Here is a 16,942-nt window from a genome sequence, read left to right as displayed (position 1 = left end):
GCTACGATGCTTGATGGGTGTAGCCGATCAGATCGTATCTTTTTGATTTAGTTCCATCGATTTAAGCAACAAAGCCTAGATACATCGCCGGTTTGGCGACCATGACATCATTTGATGATGCTCGCTACTGCTATCTTGTGGATTTTTGGTCCAATAAACACGGTGTAATTTCCCAAGACGAATACCTTCTCTCTAACACTAAAGATAAGAAGCTAAAAGCAACGTCTTACGAAACCCATCAGCCTCGTGCCATACAGGAAGACAAGTCGGATAGTGATAGAATATATATCAGCAGAGGAGCCTTCAGAGAAAGCGAGAAAGCACCAAAAGGGATGAGTATGGCTGAGAGTAATCAAGAGCTCATAGCGATGTTAAACAACCCTCGCTCTTCAACTATTGTTTTCAGCTGTGATAACCAAAGCGAAGTTCAACAGATCGCGTTAGACTGCTACCGTTTAAGGTCCGCGTATGGCCGTCAGCTAAAGATTATTGTCAGGGAGACCCAACAATGTCTGAGATATGCAGATGAAAAGTTCTTACTTCGCTCGGGGGCAAACTTCATTTCTCACGCGCAAATCCCCCCAATGCGCTTTATGACTCAGGTTGAAGCAATTCAAGGCCAGATGCTTACACGCCCAATTCCTGACAGTTTAGAGGCGCTCTTAAAGTATGACCTTAAGTTTGGTAGCAAAGGCTACTTACAAAACCAGGACTTTAGCCAATACTGTATTGACGTCATTTCCCACTCAACACACTCAAATGTGAACTTTGCGCTTATCAAGCTGAACTTATTACCAGGTATGACGGCAGAGGAATGTTTACGTCTTTGCCATATTCGAAGAGATGGCGACGTTGTGACAGCCTGCAACAAAGCTCTATATGTCTTGTTCAGTGCTATTCGACATAGCGATATTGACATTGCACTCAACAATATATTTGAGTTCCCAGTGAGAGACTTATTTCACTCAACTCACACGTTTGATACTCAATTAGATATCGAAACAGAGTTAAAATTCATCGTTCAAGATGAAGCCGTCATATCCGACGACGTTTCAGCTCTGGCGACAGAGAGGAAAATATTCCATAACGCCATTAATTCTATGGTTGATGTTCCTCCTTTGTTTGCTGTGAAAAAAACCATTGAGCTCAAGGAACGTTCATGAATATTAACGATTTTTTACTGACCGTGTGTATCAGTTCAGGTATTGGCCTACTCCTAGGATACTTTCTACGTGACCTAGTAAACGCTACCCGACGCTTTTACCACAAACACTTAAAACGCTCGCGCTATTTTGAGCTAGATACATCAGCCACTAACACCAAGAAGCTTAAGTAATGACATCGCATTCTCATGACTCTACCCCCCTCACTATAGGATTGGGCTGGTGGAACATTTACTTTATCGCAAAAACAGCGCTCTATTTTCAAGGAATCATCGATTTCCATCCAATGGAAAACTTTGCGCTGTTGATCTTCATCTTGCTTCCTATCTCGATGAAAAGCCTAAATGCGGTGCGCCATATCGTTTCATTTGTCGCCGCAGCGTGGCTCTTGCATTACGATTCTTATTTCCCTCCTCTAGACCGTCTTTGGGCTCAAGCGGGACAGTTAATGCAGTTTGAATTGAGTTATCTGGTCGAGCTTTTGGGACGATTTTTATCATTCCAAGCAATACTCGGATTGCTCGCTTTGTGTGGTGCGTACTTTATTTTGAGCAAGTTTGTTAGGGTTTCAGTCTTTGTGGTTATTGCGATGATCTATATAAGTATTCCTATGACGACTGAACCTCAGACAACAGTGGCTGCAGAAGTAGCCCAACAACAGCCAACAACCAAGGTTACTGCTAGCAAACAACCTCAAATAACGGAAATTAATGATGCCAGTCTCAACACGTTAACTGCAGATTTCTTTTCTAAAGAAGCTTCCCGACATGTAACATTCGATACCAACAGCGCAATGGATGCTCCTTTTGATTTGCTGTTCTTGAGTATTTGTTCGGTCGCGTGGGATGACATCGAAATTGCAGGACTGGCTGATCATCCTCTGTTCAAAGAGTTTGACATCATGTTCGACAATTTTAGCTCCGCTACGTCATACAGTGGGCCTGCTGTCATTCGTCTGCTACGAGCCAATTGTGGTCAACAAGAACACAGCCAACTGTTCCAGCCAGCACCATCAAAGCAGTGCTACTTGTTCGAAAGTTTGAAAGAACTAGGCTTCACAGAAAATTTACTGATGAACCACAATGGTGTCTTTGATAGCTTCCTTGAATTGATCAAAAAAGACGGCGACTTACAAGCGGCTCTTATGTCTCAAGAAGGCTTAACTCCTTACCAAAAATCTTTTGATGGCTCTTCGATCTTCCGCGATAAGCAAGTATTGGATAACTGGTGGCAGCAAAGACTTAACAGTAGTGACGACAAAGTCGTGGCACTCTACAACTCAATTTCACTACATGATGGCAACAGGATCATCAATGCGAACTCAAGCACATCTATTGCTAGCTACAAAATGCACCTTAAGAATTTGCTTGATGACCTCCACGCGTTCTTTAAAACCTTAGAGTCCTCAAAACGCAACATCGTTGTCGCTTTGGTACCAGAACATGGTGGTGGTATGCGAGGAGACCGCATGCAAATTTCAGGTATGCGAGAAATTCCTGCACCGACAATCATTCATACACCGGTAGGAATTAAAATCTTCGGAGAAGGAATTCAGCGTCAGGGCGACACCGAACACGTAAGCGAGCCATCTAGCTATCTGGCATTGTCGCAGCTCGTTTCGAATATCCTGGATAAAAACATTTATCAAAGTAAGACGTTTAGCCCTTCAATATTGACAGAGAACCTACCAGAAACACGAGTTGTCGCGCAGAACTCAGGCTCTACTGTGATTGAAGTACAAGGGAAGTATTATGTTTCTCTTGATGGTTCAAGTTGGATTGAATACCCCGCAAAATAGCGAGAGTAAAACCATGCCATGACGAAGGCCGGTGTTTCCGGCCTTTGTCATATAAAAAACCAATAACCTCTCAAAGGTCTCAGAACTTCAATTGTCTATTGTCTATAAATAGGTAAAAATGGATCGAACATTATGCACTTAAGGGAATAACTCATGCCAATTGATTCACTGATTACCATCGGTATTTTCGTCGTTCTTGCTGTAGTTATCTTATCTTCAGCCATTAAGACGGTGCCACAAGGAAATAACTGGACAGTCGAACGCTTCGGACGCTACACCCATACGCTAAAACCCGGCTTAAACTTGATCATTCCATTTGTTGATAAGATAGGGCAAAAAGTCAACATGATGGAGCGCGTTCTTGATATTCCAGCGCAAGAAGTTATTTCAAAAGACAACGCTAACGTGGTTATTGATGCCGTCGGATTTGTTCAAGTCATCGATGCTGCCAAAGCGGCTTATGAAGTCAACGATTTGGAACATGCCATCAGAAATTTAACTCTCACCAATATCCGTACCGTTTTAGGCTCAATGGAGTTGGACGAAATGCTGAGTCAGCGTGACATGATCAACTCCAAGCTGCTGGCAATTGTTGACCAAGCAACAAACCCTTGGGGCGTAAAAGTCACACGAATTGAGATTAAAGATGTCCAGCCACCAGCCGATCTGACCGCTGCAATGAATGCGCAAATGAAAGCCGAGCGTAATAAGCGTGCGGAAATTCTTGAAGCAGAAGGGGTTCGCCAAGCTGAGATATTAAAGGCCGAAGGTCATAAACAATCAGAGATATTAAAAGCTGAAGGCGAAAAGCAGTCTGCTATTCTCCATGCAGAAGCACGTGAGCGTGCCGCGCAAGCAGAAGCAAAAGCGACTTACATGGTTTCCGAAGCCATTGCAAAAGGTGACATGCAAGCCGTCAATTACTTCATTGCACAGGGTTATACCGAAGCGATCAAGAGCATTGGTCAAGCCGAAAATGGTAAAATCATTATGCTTCCATTAGAAGCAACCGGACTAATGGGCTCGGTTGCAGGGATAGCAGAAATGTTTAAACAGCAAGATAAAGAATAATTTATGGACTTTTTTAGTTTGTTGGAAGGTATCTCTTTCTGGCATTGGCTAGCGTTTGGCTTTGCTCTTTTAGCAGTTGAGCTACTTGGTACCGCAGGGTATTTTCTCTGGCTCGGGATGTCTGCACTTATCGTTGGAGCCATCATGACCGTTTTGCCAATGAGCTGGCAATTGCAATGGCTTTGCTTTGCAAGCTTCAGCTTAATCACCACCTGGCTTTGGTGGCGACGACAATGGTCTAAAGACAAGCAAGAAGACCAAGAAAGAGATCTGAACCAAAAGTACAAGCAGTTAATTGGGCGTACTCTTATCCTTGAAGAAGACTTTTCCGTCGGGCTCAATCGCATCAAGGTAGCCGATACCACATGGTCCGCACAATCGGATCAAGCACTTCCAGCCGGTACCCGCGTAAGAATCACCGATGTTGAAGGTATTATTTTAATCATTGAGCCTGATTCTAATTAATTTATGCCAAAGTAATGGGGCAAATCATGCTCCATTACTTTAATCTAAACAACTGCTTTCATTTCATTACCTTAATTAAAATCGAGAAAAAAATAAGTATTAGTAATATTATTAATACCCTACCTACCATTTCCTATTATTTAATTATTCAACACACGACAATCAATAAGATAGAAATATATCTAGGTAAATTATCGATCTAAATTTATTTTAAAAAATAAAACTTTATTGAATTATTTTTTGATCTTTTTATCCTCGGATACATACTTAACGCATAAGCATTTAAGTTGAGTGCTTTTTATTTGGTAAGTAAGAGGATGTACTATGAATAAGCTTCTCTTTTTAATGTTGTGCGGTATTTTTTCTTTTTCTTCCTTTGCCTACAACAACGGAAACGGCGGTACAACTAATTTGGGACCTATAGTCGAATGTAAGATGCCAAGTGGCGACGTTACGAATATTCCAAGTGAAATGTGTCGATTTAGAGGTGGGGAATGGGAATAGTAAAGAAGTAAGAGCTTAGTTTGATATAAGAGCCCTATTCAACCTTGCCTTTCTGCGTAGTCACGGTTTATACAAGCACGTAGATATTTAAAGTTTATATTAAGGTGATTATTATGAGATTTTTATCTGGTCTATTAGTAATATCTTTTGCCATAATTCCGTTAACCACTCATGCTAATGGTGCATCCGGTGGTCGTACGTTAGGCCCAGAGATAAAGTGTGAGTTGCCAAACGGTAATGTACATATGTTGCCACCGTTATATTGCAAAATATACGACGGCCGAGAAGTGAAATAGAAAAGGAGCCTAGCGGCTCCTTTTATTATCTAATTAAGTATTAGTGGAAGCTGTAAGGGATAAGAACTTGTAGACGTAAGTCTGTTTCATCCGCATCGCCAGCACCTGCGTACTCATCACGTTCTAGGATTGTACCGTGTAAACGAATGGTAGAACCTTTAAGCGCGCCACTTTGTAGTGAGTAAGATACTGTTGCGTTAACTGCGTATTCGCTTTCGTAATCCCAGTCACCTGATGCTCCGCTTGCTGCAGAGTCTGCGCCAGTACCGTAACCAAAGCCTAGGTAGTAGTTCCAGCCGTTACCTTGGTTGTAAGATAGACGGTTGTACCATGCTAGCTCACCCGCTTTGTTCCAGTCAGACAGCGCGTCCCACCACTGAGACCAAGTACCATTGTTCATACCATATGTATGAATAGTACGAGGAACGAAGTCCGCACGGTTATCTGTGTCTGTGTAGCGCAACTCAGACATCCAAGCTAGCTTGCCGAAAGATTGATTCAAAGATAGACCAGTGTGGAAACCTAGACCATCGTATTTCACATCATCGTCAACACCGTAGAAATCAAATGCTAGAGTTGTACGGTCACTAACAGTGTACTTCAAGTAAGCCTTGTAAGAAGTGTTGTCAGTTTCGTTGTGGTAGCTAGTTACTTGACCTGCACCCCAGTCAACACCATTTGCATATTGAACGCCAGTAGCTTGACCCAAACCAAGTTGCATAAACAAGCTGTCAGTTAGGTTACCGTTTAGGCCTAGAGAGTGTAGGTAGCTCCATGAAGTGTCAGACCAAAGCGCTGGTGCGTAATCATCTTCGTGAAGCAGCCAAGGTGCTGTAAATTGGTCTGCGCCAAAGTAGCTTAGGTTGAAATCACCAAGTTTAGCGTTTAGTTCGAAACCACGGTAAGTACCAGGTACAAAGCTCCAAACGTTACCGATTGTACCGTTACCACCAGCCTGTAACATACCGAAACGAGCATTAAAGTTTTCGTTTGCTTTGAATTTCAGCGCTGCTTTGTAAACTTTAAGCTGCTGACCATCACCTGCACCCCAGTCTAGGTTGTTACAAGTTGAGATTTCGTTACATAAGTAGCCTTCGTTTGAATTGTAAAGACTATCGTTGTAAAGATCGCCAGAGTAGTAAGCCGCAACATCTGCGCCCACCCAACCATCGTGGTAGCCAGAAGTGAAGTCTAAAATTGCGTTGTAAGAAGAGTAGTTTAGACGACTCCAACGGTCACCATTTTCACCGCCGGGCTTACCTGTTGTACGAGTTCGTGAACGAGTATCAACTATGAATAATGCATTCAGACTTGAGTCTTGCATAAATTCGTTCACTTTCTCTACGTACTCGCCACCTGCTGCACTTTCAGTAGACGCTGTAGCTGGAGCGACAGCAACAACACCAAACATTGCTGCGGTTAACGCTGAAACCTTAAAAAATTTGTCCATGGAAAAACTCCTAAAAATGGATATAGCTGTATTTTTCTATCTCACCTTTAGTTGGCCGCCGAAGGAGAGAAGTAAATTCCTGATCAAACCTCATTATTTCTAATTTGGCTTTTTTTAGTTCCTGCATACACACCGTGTATCCACGTGATTAAGACTAACTTCGCAGCTAAAAACATCCAAATGGAACTTATTTTTTTTCTAAAAAAATATGAGCCACTCCAAAGTTCCATATAACTTATTGATCCAGATCTTATTTTTTAACAACACCAACACAATGCAATAAAATATCATTTAAAATCAAATATTTAAATTTAGCTTGAAAGTATCAACTTGAAGTCACTCGCAGACTAAAAAAGCCAAAAAAACCAATAACCCAAGGTTCGATCTTGATCACTGAAAAGAACAAAGGCATCAATTGCTCAATAAAAAAACACTTAATTATGAACAAGAAAAAGCCCCGCATGCTTACCATACGGGGCTTTTAGTTATTTTTTAGCTTTTTTGAGAAGACTTAATTCATCAATTCGAGTAAGTCTTGTTCTGTTTTAATTTCGATACCCAGTTCTTGTGCCTTTGCGAGCTTCGAACCTGCATTTTCACCAGCAAACAAAATATCGGTTTTCTTAGAAACACTACCCGTCACTTTAGCCCCCAGTGCTTGGAGGGCTTCTTTGGCTTCTGTACGCCCCAGTTGAGAAAGTGTTCCCGTTAATACTACTGTTTTACCTTCTAATGGTAATTCCCCCACCTGCTCAGTAGTATTAATCTCTGGCCAATGAATTCCTTGTTCAAACAAATCTTTAACCACCGCTTGGTTCTGTTCTTCACTAAAGAAAGTCGTAATATGTTGAGCAACCACAGCACCGATGTCTTGCACTTCAATCAACTGCTCTTCGGTAGCATTTTGGATCGCTCCCAACGTTTTAAAGTGCATTGCTAAGTTTGCTGCGGTTGCCTCGCCAACTTCACGGATCCCCAGTGAATACAAAAACCGAGGTAAAGTTGTTTCTTTGGATTTTTCTAACGCATTCACAATATTCTGCGCAGACTTTGGCCCCATGCGATCTAGTACGGTTAAAACCCCCGCAGATAACTTAAATAAGTCAGCAGGAGTTTTCACCATCTCACGGTCAACAAGCTGCTCGATCACTTTATCGCCTAAACCGTCAACGTCTAACGCTTTACGAGAAACAAAGTGTTTTAGCGCTTGTTTGCGTTGGGCTTGGCAAACTAAGCCCCCCATACAACGTGTTACCGCTTCTCCTTCGATCCGCTCAACATGCGAACCACAAACAGGACACTGAGTTGGGAAAACAATATCTCGAGCTGTTTCTGGTCGACGCTCTTTGATGACAGAAACGACTTGGGGAATAACATCGCCAGCACGGCGGATCACAACATGATCACCAATCTTGACTTGCAGACGTTCTATCTCATCTGCGTTATGAAGCGTCGCATTACTTACCGTTACCCCGCCAACAAATACAGGCTCTAGTTTAGCAACAGGTGTAATCGCACCAGTGCGACCGACTTGGAACTCCACTTCATTCAGTGTCGTCATTTCTTCCTGTGCTGGGAACTTGTAGGCAATCGCCCAACGTGGAGCGCGAGCAACAAACCCCAGACGCTCTTGCACGGCAATATCGTCAATTTTAATAACGACACCATCGATCTCATAAGGGAGGGCATCACGACGCTGCAATATATCTTGGTAGTAAGCTTTTACATCCGCCAAGCTTTCAACTCGCTTAGTTTCCGGACACATTGGCAGTCCCCAAGATTTGATTTGCAAAAAGCGTTCGTAATGACTTGCTGCCAATTCTGCGCCTTGCACCACGCCTACACTGTATGCATAGAAGCTAAGCGGACGAGAAGCCGTAATACGTGAATCCAATTGTCGTAAGCTACCTGCCGCAGCGTTACGTGGATTAACAAAGATTTTCTCGCCTTTCTTCCTTGCTAATTCATTGAGCTTTTCAAACCCAGCTTTCGGCATAAAGACTTCACCACGAACTTCAAGACGATTTGGCCAGTCATTACCTCTGAGTTTTAAAGGAATGGCTTTAATCGTACGCACATTCTCTGTGATGTTTTCACCCGTAGTACCATCGCCTCGAGTGGCCGCCTGAACTAACACGCCATTCTCATATAACAAACTTACGGCGAGTCCATCCAATTTAGGCTCACAACAGTATTCTTTCACACTCTGGCTGCCCACGCGCTCTTGTGCGCGCTTGTGGAAACTATCGAGTTCACTATCATCAAACGCGTTATCAAGCGAAAGCATCGGTACTTCATGTGTCACTTGGCTAAACGCAGAGAGAGGTTGCCCACCGACACGTTGGCTTGGCGAGTCTACGGTTATTAAGTCAGGGTTCTCAGCTTCAATATCCAGTAACTCTCGCATTAAACGGTCGTACTCGGCATCAGGGATCTCTGGGTTATCTTCCACGTAGTAACGCACAGCGTGGTAATGCAACGACTCTTTTAGTTCTTCTAGTCGCTGAAGTACTGATTCAGACATAGTAAAGCCCCGTGTATTTTCAATCGGTGAGGTTGGGAAATCCAAGAAAAAGGGCTCCATCCGGAGCCCTATTATTATTTACTGTTAAGATTATGCGTTAGCGGCATTAAACTCAACTATTTGACGTCGATAAGATGCTAAACGATCTGGCGTCATTAAGTTGCGCTGGTCATCAAGTACGTTACCACCTAAGTCATCAGCAATTTGCTGCGCAGTTCGAAGCATTAAGTTGAAGTTCTGTTCAGCCTCGCCATAACAAGGCAATGTCATGAAGAATGAAATACCCTTCGTTGTAAACTCAGCAGGATCAGCATGCTCAAACGTACCAGGGTGCATCATATTAGCGACGCTAAACAGCACTTTGCCGTTACCGGACAAGTCAACATGACGATGGAAAATATCCATCTCGCCATAAATTAGACCGTTTTGTTGCATACTTTCAAATAAAGCAGTACCAACAAATGGCTCTTCACCAGCACAGTGCACATTCAATACAATCACTTGCATTTCAGGTTCTGGCTTTGGCTCTTCCTTAGGCTCTGCAACGACAGGCTCACTAACCGTTTCGACTTGCTGTTCTTTCTCCGTAATATCAAACGCGGCGGGAATAACGTCTTCTTCCACAGCAGGCTGGAATGGCTCTTCAGCTACTGTTGCTTGAACAACAGGCTCAACGTCCTCTTCTTTATCTTTTTCTGCAACAAATGAAGGGATGTCATCCGGCTCCTGCTGCGTCTGTTTGACTTCAGATGGACCACCGAATAACGGGTCAGATTCAAACTTGTTGTCGAAAGAGCTCGCCATCCCAAAATCTGGTTCTTTGCGATCTTTGCGAATGATCTCAAAGTCATCTTCAGGAGCGGGAGCGAAGTCTCGTTCTTTTTCAACAAGATCATTTTTGTCTTCTTGGTCAACATCCAGCTTACCAAGTGGCTTGTTACCAAACTTTGCTTTGCCTTCTTTTTTACTGCTCCATAAACCATGAAACAGTAATGCCGCGATGGCTAATGCGCCAACAACAATGAGTACGAATCGCAATTCCTGCATTATTTACTCTCAATATACTTGTTTTTACTACTCGCAGTTCCTTGAGCAGCAACCCAAGTGCAATAAATCTGAATGATACGTTTACTTTACCAAAACTATATGTAGATTTAGAACAACTTAATGCAAGAAGTTCCGTTTTTTGTTGTGATTCTTGCCACGATTCCACTTAACAAGACGTCATTTGTCAGGGCATTGAAAGAAAAGTCCTCACAGGTACAATGAGTTTTCATTTACACGAAGCCAAAATAGACATGAAGCAAAACAATCAGCAGAGAACCGGGTTCGGTTATTTTCTATACGGGATACAATTGGCACTTGCCCCTAAAATCAGGCGCTTTGTCATCTTACCTCTACTTGCAAATATCTTGCTTGTAGGTGGTGCCATCTTCTATCTATTTTCAAACCTTAATATATGGATAGAAGGCTGGATTGGGCAGCTGCCTGAGTTTTTATCCTGGTTAACTTACATTCTTTGGCCTTTACTCGCTCTGACGATACTCGCTACCTTCTCCTATTTTTTCAGCACGCTCGCGAACTTTATCGCCGCGCCATTCAATGGCCTCTTGGCTGAAAAAGTGGAAGAGTACTTAACGGGACAAAAAGTAAATGATGATGGTTTCACTGCCGTCCTGAAAGATGTTCCTCGCGTTTTAGCTCGTGAGTGGAGAAAGCTCCTTTACATTTTACCTAAAGCAATAGGCCTATTCCTGTTATTGCTCATCCCTGCCCTTGGACAAACAGTAGGACCATTTTTATGGTTTATCTTTACCGCCTGGATGCTCGCGATTCAATATTGTGACTACCCGTTTGATAATCACAAAATCCCATTTAACGACATGCGTTACAAATTGAAACAAAAGCAAGGTAAGGCCTATGGCTTTGGGGTATTGGTGTCTGTATTTACGACGATCCCAATTTTGAACCTCATTGTCATGCCTGTAGCAATATGTGGTGCAACCGCTATGTGGGTCGCGGAGTTTAAGCACCAACGATAGTCGATTAGAGATTAAGGAAAGGGATCAGCGCCAGCTTTTCCCTTTTCTTTTATCAAGTTCTGGGCCAACCTAATAAGATATAACTTTTTAATCCTTTTCCCTTTTTTTCATACCGCATATTCTTCTATCCATATTCACACAACGTGTAATGAAGGAACATCACTATGAGCAAAATCTACGAAGATAACTCTCTTACTATTGGTAATACACCTCTCGTTCGTCTAAACAAAGTAAGTAAAGGCAAAGTTCTCGCGAAAATTGAAGCGCGTAACCCTAGCTTCAGTGTTAAGTGCCGTATCGGTGCAAACATGATTTGGGAAGCAGAGAAAGCGGGGCTTCTTAAGCCAGGTGTAGAGCTTGTAGAACCTACCAGTGGTAACACAGGTGTTGCTCTAGCATTCGTAGCGGCTGCTCGCGGTTACAAGCTAACATTGACCATGCCTGAATCAATGAGCCTAGAACGCCGTAAGCTACTAAAAGCACTAGGCGCGAACCTTGAGCTGACTGAAGCGGCGAAAGGCATGAAAGGGGCGATTGCTAAAGCAGAAGAAATCGTAGCAAGCAACCCTGAGAAGTACCTACTTCTTCAACAATTTGACAACCCAGCGAACCCAGAAATCCACGAAAAGACTACGGGCCCTGAGATTTGGGAAGCGACAGACGGTGAAATCGACGTATTCGTTGCTGGTGTTGGTACGGGCGGTACTATTACAGGTACTAGCCGTTACATCAAAGGTGAAAAAGGCAAAGCCATCACTTCTGTTGCAGTTGAGCCAGCAGAGTCTCCGGTTATTGCACAAGCACTTGCTGGCGAAGAAATCCAACCTGCCCCACACAAAATTCAAGGTATCGGTGCTGGTTTCATCCCTGGTAACCTCGATTTAGACATTATTGACCGTGTTGAGCAAGTTACCTCAGAAGAAGCGATTGAGATGGCTCGTCGCCTAATGGAAGAGGAAGGTATCCTAGCTGGTATCTCATCTGGCGCAGCGGTTGTTGCAGCGAACCGACTTGCGGAACTACCTGAATTTGAAGGAAAAACAATTGTAACTGTCTTGCCAAGTTCCGGTGAGCGTTACCTAAGTACAGCACTCTTTGCAGGTATCTTTACCGAAAAAGAGAACCAACAATAATATGTGTTCAAATCAATTTTTAGTTTAAAAAAGCCCCGTTTAGGGGCTTTTTTGTTGATCCCTGCCCTACCTTTGGTAATATCAGGGTGTTTTATTTCTAGCTTCAAAATAAAGAAGCAGAACACAAAAAGGTTTCAAAGTGATTACGCACGCAAACAGTTGCGTAGTTACCAAACTTTTGACTAGTATCAGAACTGACGCGCTTTGAACTCTTCCCGTGCTAGCGCACAAGATGTAAAGCAGTTAAGCTAAAATCTGGTCACAAACTAACAAAAAAATACATTTATTGGGGTATATCACATGTACGAGAAGCAAGTAGAAATCACAGCAGAAAACGGCCTTCACACTCGTCCAGCTGCACAGTTTGTTAAAGAAGCAAAAGCATTCGACGCAGACATCACTGTGACTTCTAACGGTAAAAGCGCTAGCGCTAAGAGCCTGTTCAAACTACAAACACTAGGCCTAGTAAAAGGTACTCAAGTTACTATTTCTGCTGAAGGCCCACAAGCTCAGCAAGCAGTTGACCACCTAGTTGCTCTAATGGACCAACTACACTAATCCGGTCTCCTACTCCAGAAGCCATTTTGTGAAAGCAAAATGGCTTCGTTGGAAATAGGCTCAAAACTAAGCTAAAACTATTCGTTAGCGCACCCATTATTCTCCCGTTTTATAAAGTTGACCAAACTTAAGGTAAGGCTATGATTTCAGGCATCCTAGCATCTCCTGGTATTGCAATCGGTAAAGCACTACTACTTCAAGAAGATGAAATTGTCCTAAACACAAACACTATTTCTGACGATCAAGTAGAAGCTGAAGTTCAGCGTTTCTTTGACGCTCGTAACAAATCTGCAGCTCAGCTAGAAACTATCAAGCAAAAAGCGCTTGAAACGTTTGGCGAAGAAAAAGAAGCGATCTTTGAAGGTCACATCATGCTTCTTGAAGACGAAGAGCTAGAAGAGGAAATCCTAGCACTTATCAAAAACGACAAGATGACTGCTGATCACGCTATCCACTCAGTGATCGAAGAGCAAGCATGTGCTCTTGAGTCTCTAGACGACGAATACTTAAAAGAGCGTGCAACTGACATCCGCGATATCGGTTCTCGTTTTGTTAAGAACGCACTAGGCATCAACATTGTTTCGCTTAGCGATATCAACGAAGAAGTAATTCTTGTTGCTTACGACCTAACGCCATCTGAAACTGCACAAATCAACCTAGACTACGTGCTTGGTTTTGCTTGTGATATCGGCGGTCGTACTTCTCACACTTCAATCATGGCTCGCTCACTTGAGCTTCCAGCTATCGTTGGTACTAACGACATCACGAAGAAAGTTAAGAATGGCGACATGCTGATTCTTGACGCAATGAACAACAAGATTGTTGTTAACCCATCAGAAGCTGAGCTAGAAGAAGCGAAAGCGGTTAAAGCAGCATTCCTAGCTGAAAAAGAAGAGCTAGCGAAACTGAAAGACCTACACGCAGAAACGACTGACGGTCACCGTGTAGAAGTTTGCGGTAACATCGGTACAGTGAAAGACTGTGACGGTATCCTTCGTAACGGCGGTGAAGGTGTTGGTCTGTACCGTACTGAATTCCTATTTATGGACCGTACTGCGCTACCAACTGAAGAAGAACAGTACCAAGCGTACAAAGAAGTTGCGGAAGCAATGAACGGTCAAGCTGTGATCATCCGTACTATGGATATCGGCGGCGATAAAGATCTCCCATACATGGATCTTCCAAAAGAGATGAACCCATTCCTAGGTTGGCGCGCTGTACGTATCAGTCTGGATCGTCGTGAAATCCTTCGTGATCAGCTACGTGGCATTCTACGTGCTTCTGCACACGGCAAACTGCGTATCATGTTCCCAATGATCATCTCTGTCGAAGAAATCCGTGAGCTTAAGAAAGCGATCGAAGAGTACAAAGAAGAGCTACGCGCTGAAGGCCACGCGTTCGACGAAAACATCGAAATCGGTGTTATGGTTGAAACTCCTGCTGCTGCTGCGATCGCACACCACTTAGCGAAGGAAGTGTCTTTCTTCTCTATCGGTACAAACGACCTAACTCAGTACACACTAGCGGTTGACCGTGGTAACGAGATGATTTCTCACCTATACAACCCACTATCACCTGCTGTACTTACTGTGATCAAGCAAGTTATCGACGCTTCTCACGCAGAAGGTAAATGGACTGGTATGTGTGGTGAACTTGCAGGTGACGAGCGTGCAACACTTCTACTTCTAGGTATGGGTCTGGACGAGTTCTCAATGAGCGGTATCTCTATCCCTAAAGTGAAGAAAGTAGTTCGTAACTCTAACTTCGCAGAAGTGAAAGCAATGGCTGAAGAAGCCCTTTCTCTACCGACAGCAGAAGAAATCGAAGCCGTGGTAGAAAAGTTTATTGCTGAGAAAGCTCAGTAATTGGTAGTACCAAGTAATTCAATACTTAATGGCCATTAGACGGCGAAAAAAGTCGTCTAATGAGCTATATTGGTATACTATAATTCGACAGAATAAAACCAAACCTTAGGAGCATGACACAATGGGTCTGTTTGACAAACTTAAGAAGCTTGTATCTGATGACAGCGCTGACGCTGGTGCTATCGAAATCATCGCGCCACTTTCTGGTGAGATTGTAAACATCGAAGACGTGCCAGATGTTGTTTTCGCTGAGAAAATCGTTGGTGACGGTATTGCTATCAAGCCAGCAGGCAACAAAATGGTAGCTCCTGTAAACGGTACTATCGGTAAGATCTTCGAAACTAACCACGCGTTCTCTATCGAGTCTGACGACGGTGTTGAGCTTTTCGTTCACTTCGGTATCGACACAGTTGAACTAAAAGGCGAAGGCTTCACACGTATCGCTGAAGAAGGTCAAACTGTCAAAGCTGGCGACACTGTAATTGAATTCGATCTAGCTCTTCTAGAAGAGAAAGCGAAGTCAACGCTAACTCCAGTTGTTATCTCTAACATGGACGAAATCAAAGAGCTAAACAAGCTTTCTGGTTCTGTAACTGTTGGTGAAACTCCAGTTTTACGTGTAACTAAGTAATTTTTACTTAATCGAGCACGAAAAAACGCTGCCATTGGCAGCGTTTTTTATTACCTGAAATTTTATTTCTGATCGACTTACATCAATGAAATCCGCTCAGCTAAGTAATCCAAGTGCCGAACTCGACCTTTGCTTTGCCTGAGCCAATAATGCTGTTGTCGCATCTTGGAGCACTTGAGAACGCACCATTTCCGTAGATTCTCTTGCGAAGTCTGTATCTCTTATTCGACTCTTGGACTCTGTAACACTCCGATTCACAGTATTTAAGTTATCCATCGAGCCGTTTACACGGTTCTGAAAGCTGCCAATTTCACTTCGGTGCGAATCAACGTACTTAATTGCTGTATCAATCACCCCAATTGAAAGCTGAGCCTTACCTGCCGTCGACATATCAATGTCATCCATTGTGACTAATTGACCAGCGCTCACATCAAGCTCATCCGCTAAACTCCCTTCGAGAACCACACCCTCTGGCGCCTCCATCGTAGAAGAGAAGAATTGCAGTTCGTTGTTTTCCGTTACTGAAGCATTCACTATCGATTGTTGAGCATTGATGTAAGTGGCGACCTGTTCTATACGGTCACCCAATTTGAGTCCAATGGATTCCGTTTGGGTTTGCCCTTTACTGTCTTGGTATTCGACTTTGAGAGTTTGGTTATCTCCAGTGACTCGCCAATCTTTATCGACCGCATCACCAACATAATGCAGCCCTCCCATCTCTGGGATATGGCTACGCATGTTACGTAACGTCAAAGAGATTGAATTAGCGTTCGCGCCAATATGGAAACTTTGTGAACCGTAAGATCCATCAAACAGGTTTTTATCCGCAAATGTTGTCGTGATCGCGACACGATCAAGCTCATCTTGCAGCGCTACGACCTCATATTGAATACTTTGCCGATCACTTGAGTCATAACTGCCGTTTGCTGCTTGAAGCCCCAGAGAGCGTAAGCGTTGCAATATGTCACTGCTTTCGTGCAATGCTCCCTCCGCTGTTTGAGCAACAGAAAAAGCGTCGTGCGCATTTCTTAAGGCGACATCAAGCCCTCTCGTTTGTACATGGAGAGTATTCGATATCTGTAAACCTGCCGCATCATCGCTCGCCGAGTTGATTCGAAACCCCGAAGTTAGGTTGCGTTGTGACTCAACATTTTGCGCAGCTGCTTGACTCAGGTGTCTCTGCGCCACCATCGCAGAAACATTGGAATTTAAAGAGATCATCTAATCGATATGAATGCTTTATCGAACATACTGTCAGGACACATCTGAATCGTTATAGCCAATAAGCAAAAAGCCAGGGATGAGCCTGGCTTTGGTTTCTTGCTTTGTTAAATTGATTAACCTAGCAGACTTAGCGCTGAGTTAGGCGCTTGTTTCGCTTGCGCAAGGATTGAGCTTGACGCTTGCGATAGAATTTGTGATTTGGTCATTGCCGTCGTTTC

Annotated in this window: 14 protein-coding genes and 1 pseudogene; 10 read left to right on the top strand and 5 right to left on the bottom strand. The window is 43.4% G+C overall.

What is annotated here, in order from left to right:
- Positions 1-77 precede the first annotated feature (77 nt).
- The 5 genes and pseudogenes from bcsE to R8O10_RS23250 form a co-directional block, all read left to right on the top strand.
- Positions 78-1,163, top strand: a pseudogene (gene bcsE / locus R8O10_RS23270) (cellulose biosynthesis protein BcsE); the annotation flags it as partial.
- A complete protein-coding gene (locus R8O10_RS23265) occupies positions 1,160-1,336 on the top strand; it encodes a hypothetical protein (protein WP_172797322.1) in 177 nt (58 codons plus the stop codon). The pseudogene bcsE and the gene R8O10_RS23265, both read left to right, overlap by 4 nt.
- On the top strand, positions 1,336-2,961 hold the full coding sequence (gene bcsG / locus R8O10_RS23260) for a cellulose biosynthesis protein BcsG (RefSeq protein WP_318191757.1): 1,626 nt from the start codon (positions 1,336-1,338) through the stop codon (positions 2,959-2,961). Before R8O10_RS23265 ends, bcsG begins: the two co-directional genes overlap by 1 nt.
- Positions 2,962-3,114: 153 nt before the next feature.
- Positions 3,115-4,032 (top strand): SPFH domain-containing protein, encoded by a 918-nt coding sequence (locus tag R8O10_RS23255; RefSeq protein WP_213886802.1) that lies wholly within the window; start codon positions 3,115-3,117, stop codon positions 4,030-4,032.
- Between the two features lie 3 nt (positions 4,033-4,035).
- Positions 4,036-4,497 (top strand): NfeD family protein, encoded by a 462-nt coding sequence (locus R8O10_RS23250; protein WP_005382058.1) that lies wholly within the window; start codon positions 4,036-4,038, stop codon positions 4,495-4,497.
- A gap of 840 nt (positions 4,498-5,337) precedes the next feature.
- Here R8O10_RS23250 and R8O10_RS23245 read toward each other — a convergent pair.
- From R8O10_RS23245 to zipA, 3 genes are all read right to left on the bottom strand, one after another.
- Complete coding sequence (locus R8O10_RS23245; protein ID WP_005382055.1) at positions 5,338-6,747, bottom strand: hypothetical protein; 1,410 nt, start codon at positions 6,745-6,747, stop codon at positions 5,338-5,340.
- 511 nt (positions 6,748-7,258) lie between these two features.
- Positions 7,259-9,271: an NAD-dependent DNA ligase LigA gene (gene ligA, locus R8O10_RS23240; RefSeq protein ID WP_318191756.1), complete on the bottom strand. Its 2,013-nt coding sequence runs from the start codon at positions 9,269-9,271 to the stop codon at positions 7,259-7,261.
- A gap of 90 nt (positions 9,272-9,361) precedes the next feature.
- Entirely contained in the window at positions 9,362-10,318 is a 957-nt protein-coding gene (gene zipA, locus R8O10_RS23235) for a cell division protein ZipA (protein ID WP_042523140.1), read from the bottom strand.
- 251 nt (positions 10,319-10,569) lie between these two features.
- Here zipA and cysZ point away from each other — a divergent pair, with 251 nt between their 5' ends.
- The 5 genes from cysZ (at position 10,570) to crr (ending at position 15,500) form a co-directional block, all read left to right on the top strand.
- Complete coding sequence (cysZ, locus tag R8O10_RS23230) at positions 10,570-11,313, top strand: sulfate transporter CysZ (protein ID WP_025998633.1); 744 nt, start codon at positions 10,570-10,572, stop codon at positions 11,311-11,313.
- A 164-nt stretch (positions 11,314-11,477) separates the two neighbouring features.
- A complete protein-coding gene (gene cysK / locus R8O10_RS23225) occupies positions 11,478-12,446 on the top strand; it encodes a cysteine synthase A (RefSeq protein ID WP_005382045.1) in 969 nt (322 codons plus the stop codon).
- A 300-nt stretch (positions 12,447-12,746) separates the two neighbouring features.
- A complete protein-coding gene (locus tag R8O10_RS23220; RefSeq protein ID WP_005382043.1) occupies positions 12,747-13,004 on the top strand; it encodes an HPr family phosphocarrier protein in 258 nt (85 codons plus the stop codon).
- Between the two features lie 140 nt (positions 13,005-13,144).
- Positions 13,145-14,869: a phosphoenolpyruvate-protein phosphotransferase PtsI gene (ptsI, locus tag R8O10_RS23215; RefSeq protein ID WP_005389298.1), complete on the top strand. Its 1,725-nt coding sequence runs from the start codon at positions 13,145-13,147 to the stop codon at positions 14,867-14,869.
- A 121-nt stretch (positions 14,870-14,990) separates the two neighbouring features.
- Positions 14,991-15,500 (top strand): PTS glucose transporter subunit IIA, encoded by a 510-nt coding sequence (crr, locus tag R8O10_RS23210; RefSeq protein WP_005382041.1) that lies wholly within the window; start codon positions 14,991-14,993, stop codon positions 15,498-15,500.
- 96 nt (positions 15,501-15,596) lie between these two features.
- On the opposite strand, the gene R8O10_RS23205 is transcribed toward crr, so the two are convergent.
- Both R8O10_RS23205 and R8O10_RS23200 read right to left on the bottom strand, forming a co-directional pair.
- Positions 15,597-16,721: a flagellin gene (locus R8O10_RS23205; protein ID WP_213896442.1), complete on the bottom strand. Its 1,125-nt coding sequence runs from the start codon at positions 16,719-16,721 to the stop codon at positions 15,597-15,599.
- A 116-nt stretch (positions 16,722-16,837) separates the two neighbouring features.
- A partial coding sequence (locus R8O10_RS23200) for a flagellin (protein WP_254661342.1) occupies positions 16,838-16,942 on the bottom strand: 105 nt, incomplete at its 5' end.

Source organism: Vibrio sp. 1727, assembly GCF_033344415.1.
Lineage (GTDB): Bacteria > Pseudomonadota > Gammaproteobacteria > Enterobacterales > Vibrionaceae > Vibrio > Vibrio alginolyticus.
Note: the sequence above shows the minus strand (reverse complement) of the source record. Positions and strands in the feature narration are given on the sequence as shown.

Bases quoted from the DNA above. Each gene is read 5' to 3' on its own strand.
- cysK (WP_005382045.1), top strand. From the start codon at position 11,478: ATGAGCAAAATCTACGAAGATAACTCTCTTACTATTGGTAATACACCT.
- bcsG (WP_318191757.1), top strand. From the start codon at position 1,336: ATGACATCGCATTCTCATGACTCTACCCCCCTCACTATAGGATTGGGC.
- crr (WP_005382041.1), top strand. From the start codon at position 14,991: ATGGGTCTGTTTGACAAACTTAAGAAGCTTGTATCTGATGACAGCGCT.
- ligA (WP_318191756.1), bottom strand. From the start codon at position 9,271: ATGTCTGAATCAGTACTTCAGCGACTAGAAGAACTAAAAGAGTCGTTG.
- R8O10_RS23220 (WP_005382043.1), top strand. From the start codon at position 12,747: ATGTACGAGAAGCAAGTAGAAATCACAGCAGAAAACGGCCTTCACACT.
- ptsI (WP_005389298.1), top strand. From the start codon at position 13,145: ATGATTTCAGGCATCCTAGCATCTCCTGGTATTGCAATCGGTAAAGCA.
- R8O10_RS23255 (WP_213886802.1), top strand. From the start codon at position 3,115: ATGCCAATTGATTCACTGATTACCATCGGTATTTTCGTCGTTCTTGCT.
- R8O10_RS23250 (WP_005382058.1), top strand. From the start codon at position 4,036: ATGGACTTTTTTAGTTTGTTGGAAGGTATCTCTTTCTGGCATTGGCTA.
- R8O10_RS23265 (WP_172797322.1), top strand. From the start codon at position 1,160: ATGAATATTAACGATTTTTTACTGACCGTGTGTATCAGTTCAGGTATT.
- R8O10_RS23205 (WP_213896442.1), bottom strand. From the start codon at position 16,721: ATGATCTCTTTAAATTCCAATGTTTCTGCGATGGTGGCGCAGAGACAC.
- zipA (WP_042523140.1), bottom strand. From the start codon at position 10,318: ATGCAGGAATTGCGATTCGTACTCATTGTTGTTGGCGCATTAGCCATC.
- R8O10_RS23245 (WP_005382055.1), bottom strand. From the start codon at position 6,747: ATGGACAAATTTTTTAAGGTTTCAGCGTTAACCGCAGCAATGTTTGGT.
- cysZ (WP_025998633.1), top strand. From the start codon at position 10,570: ATGAAGCAAAACAATCAGCAGAGAACCGGGTTCGGTTATTTTCTATAC.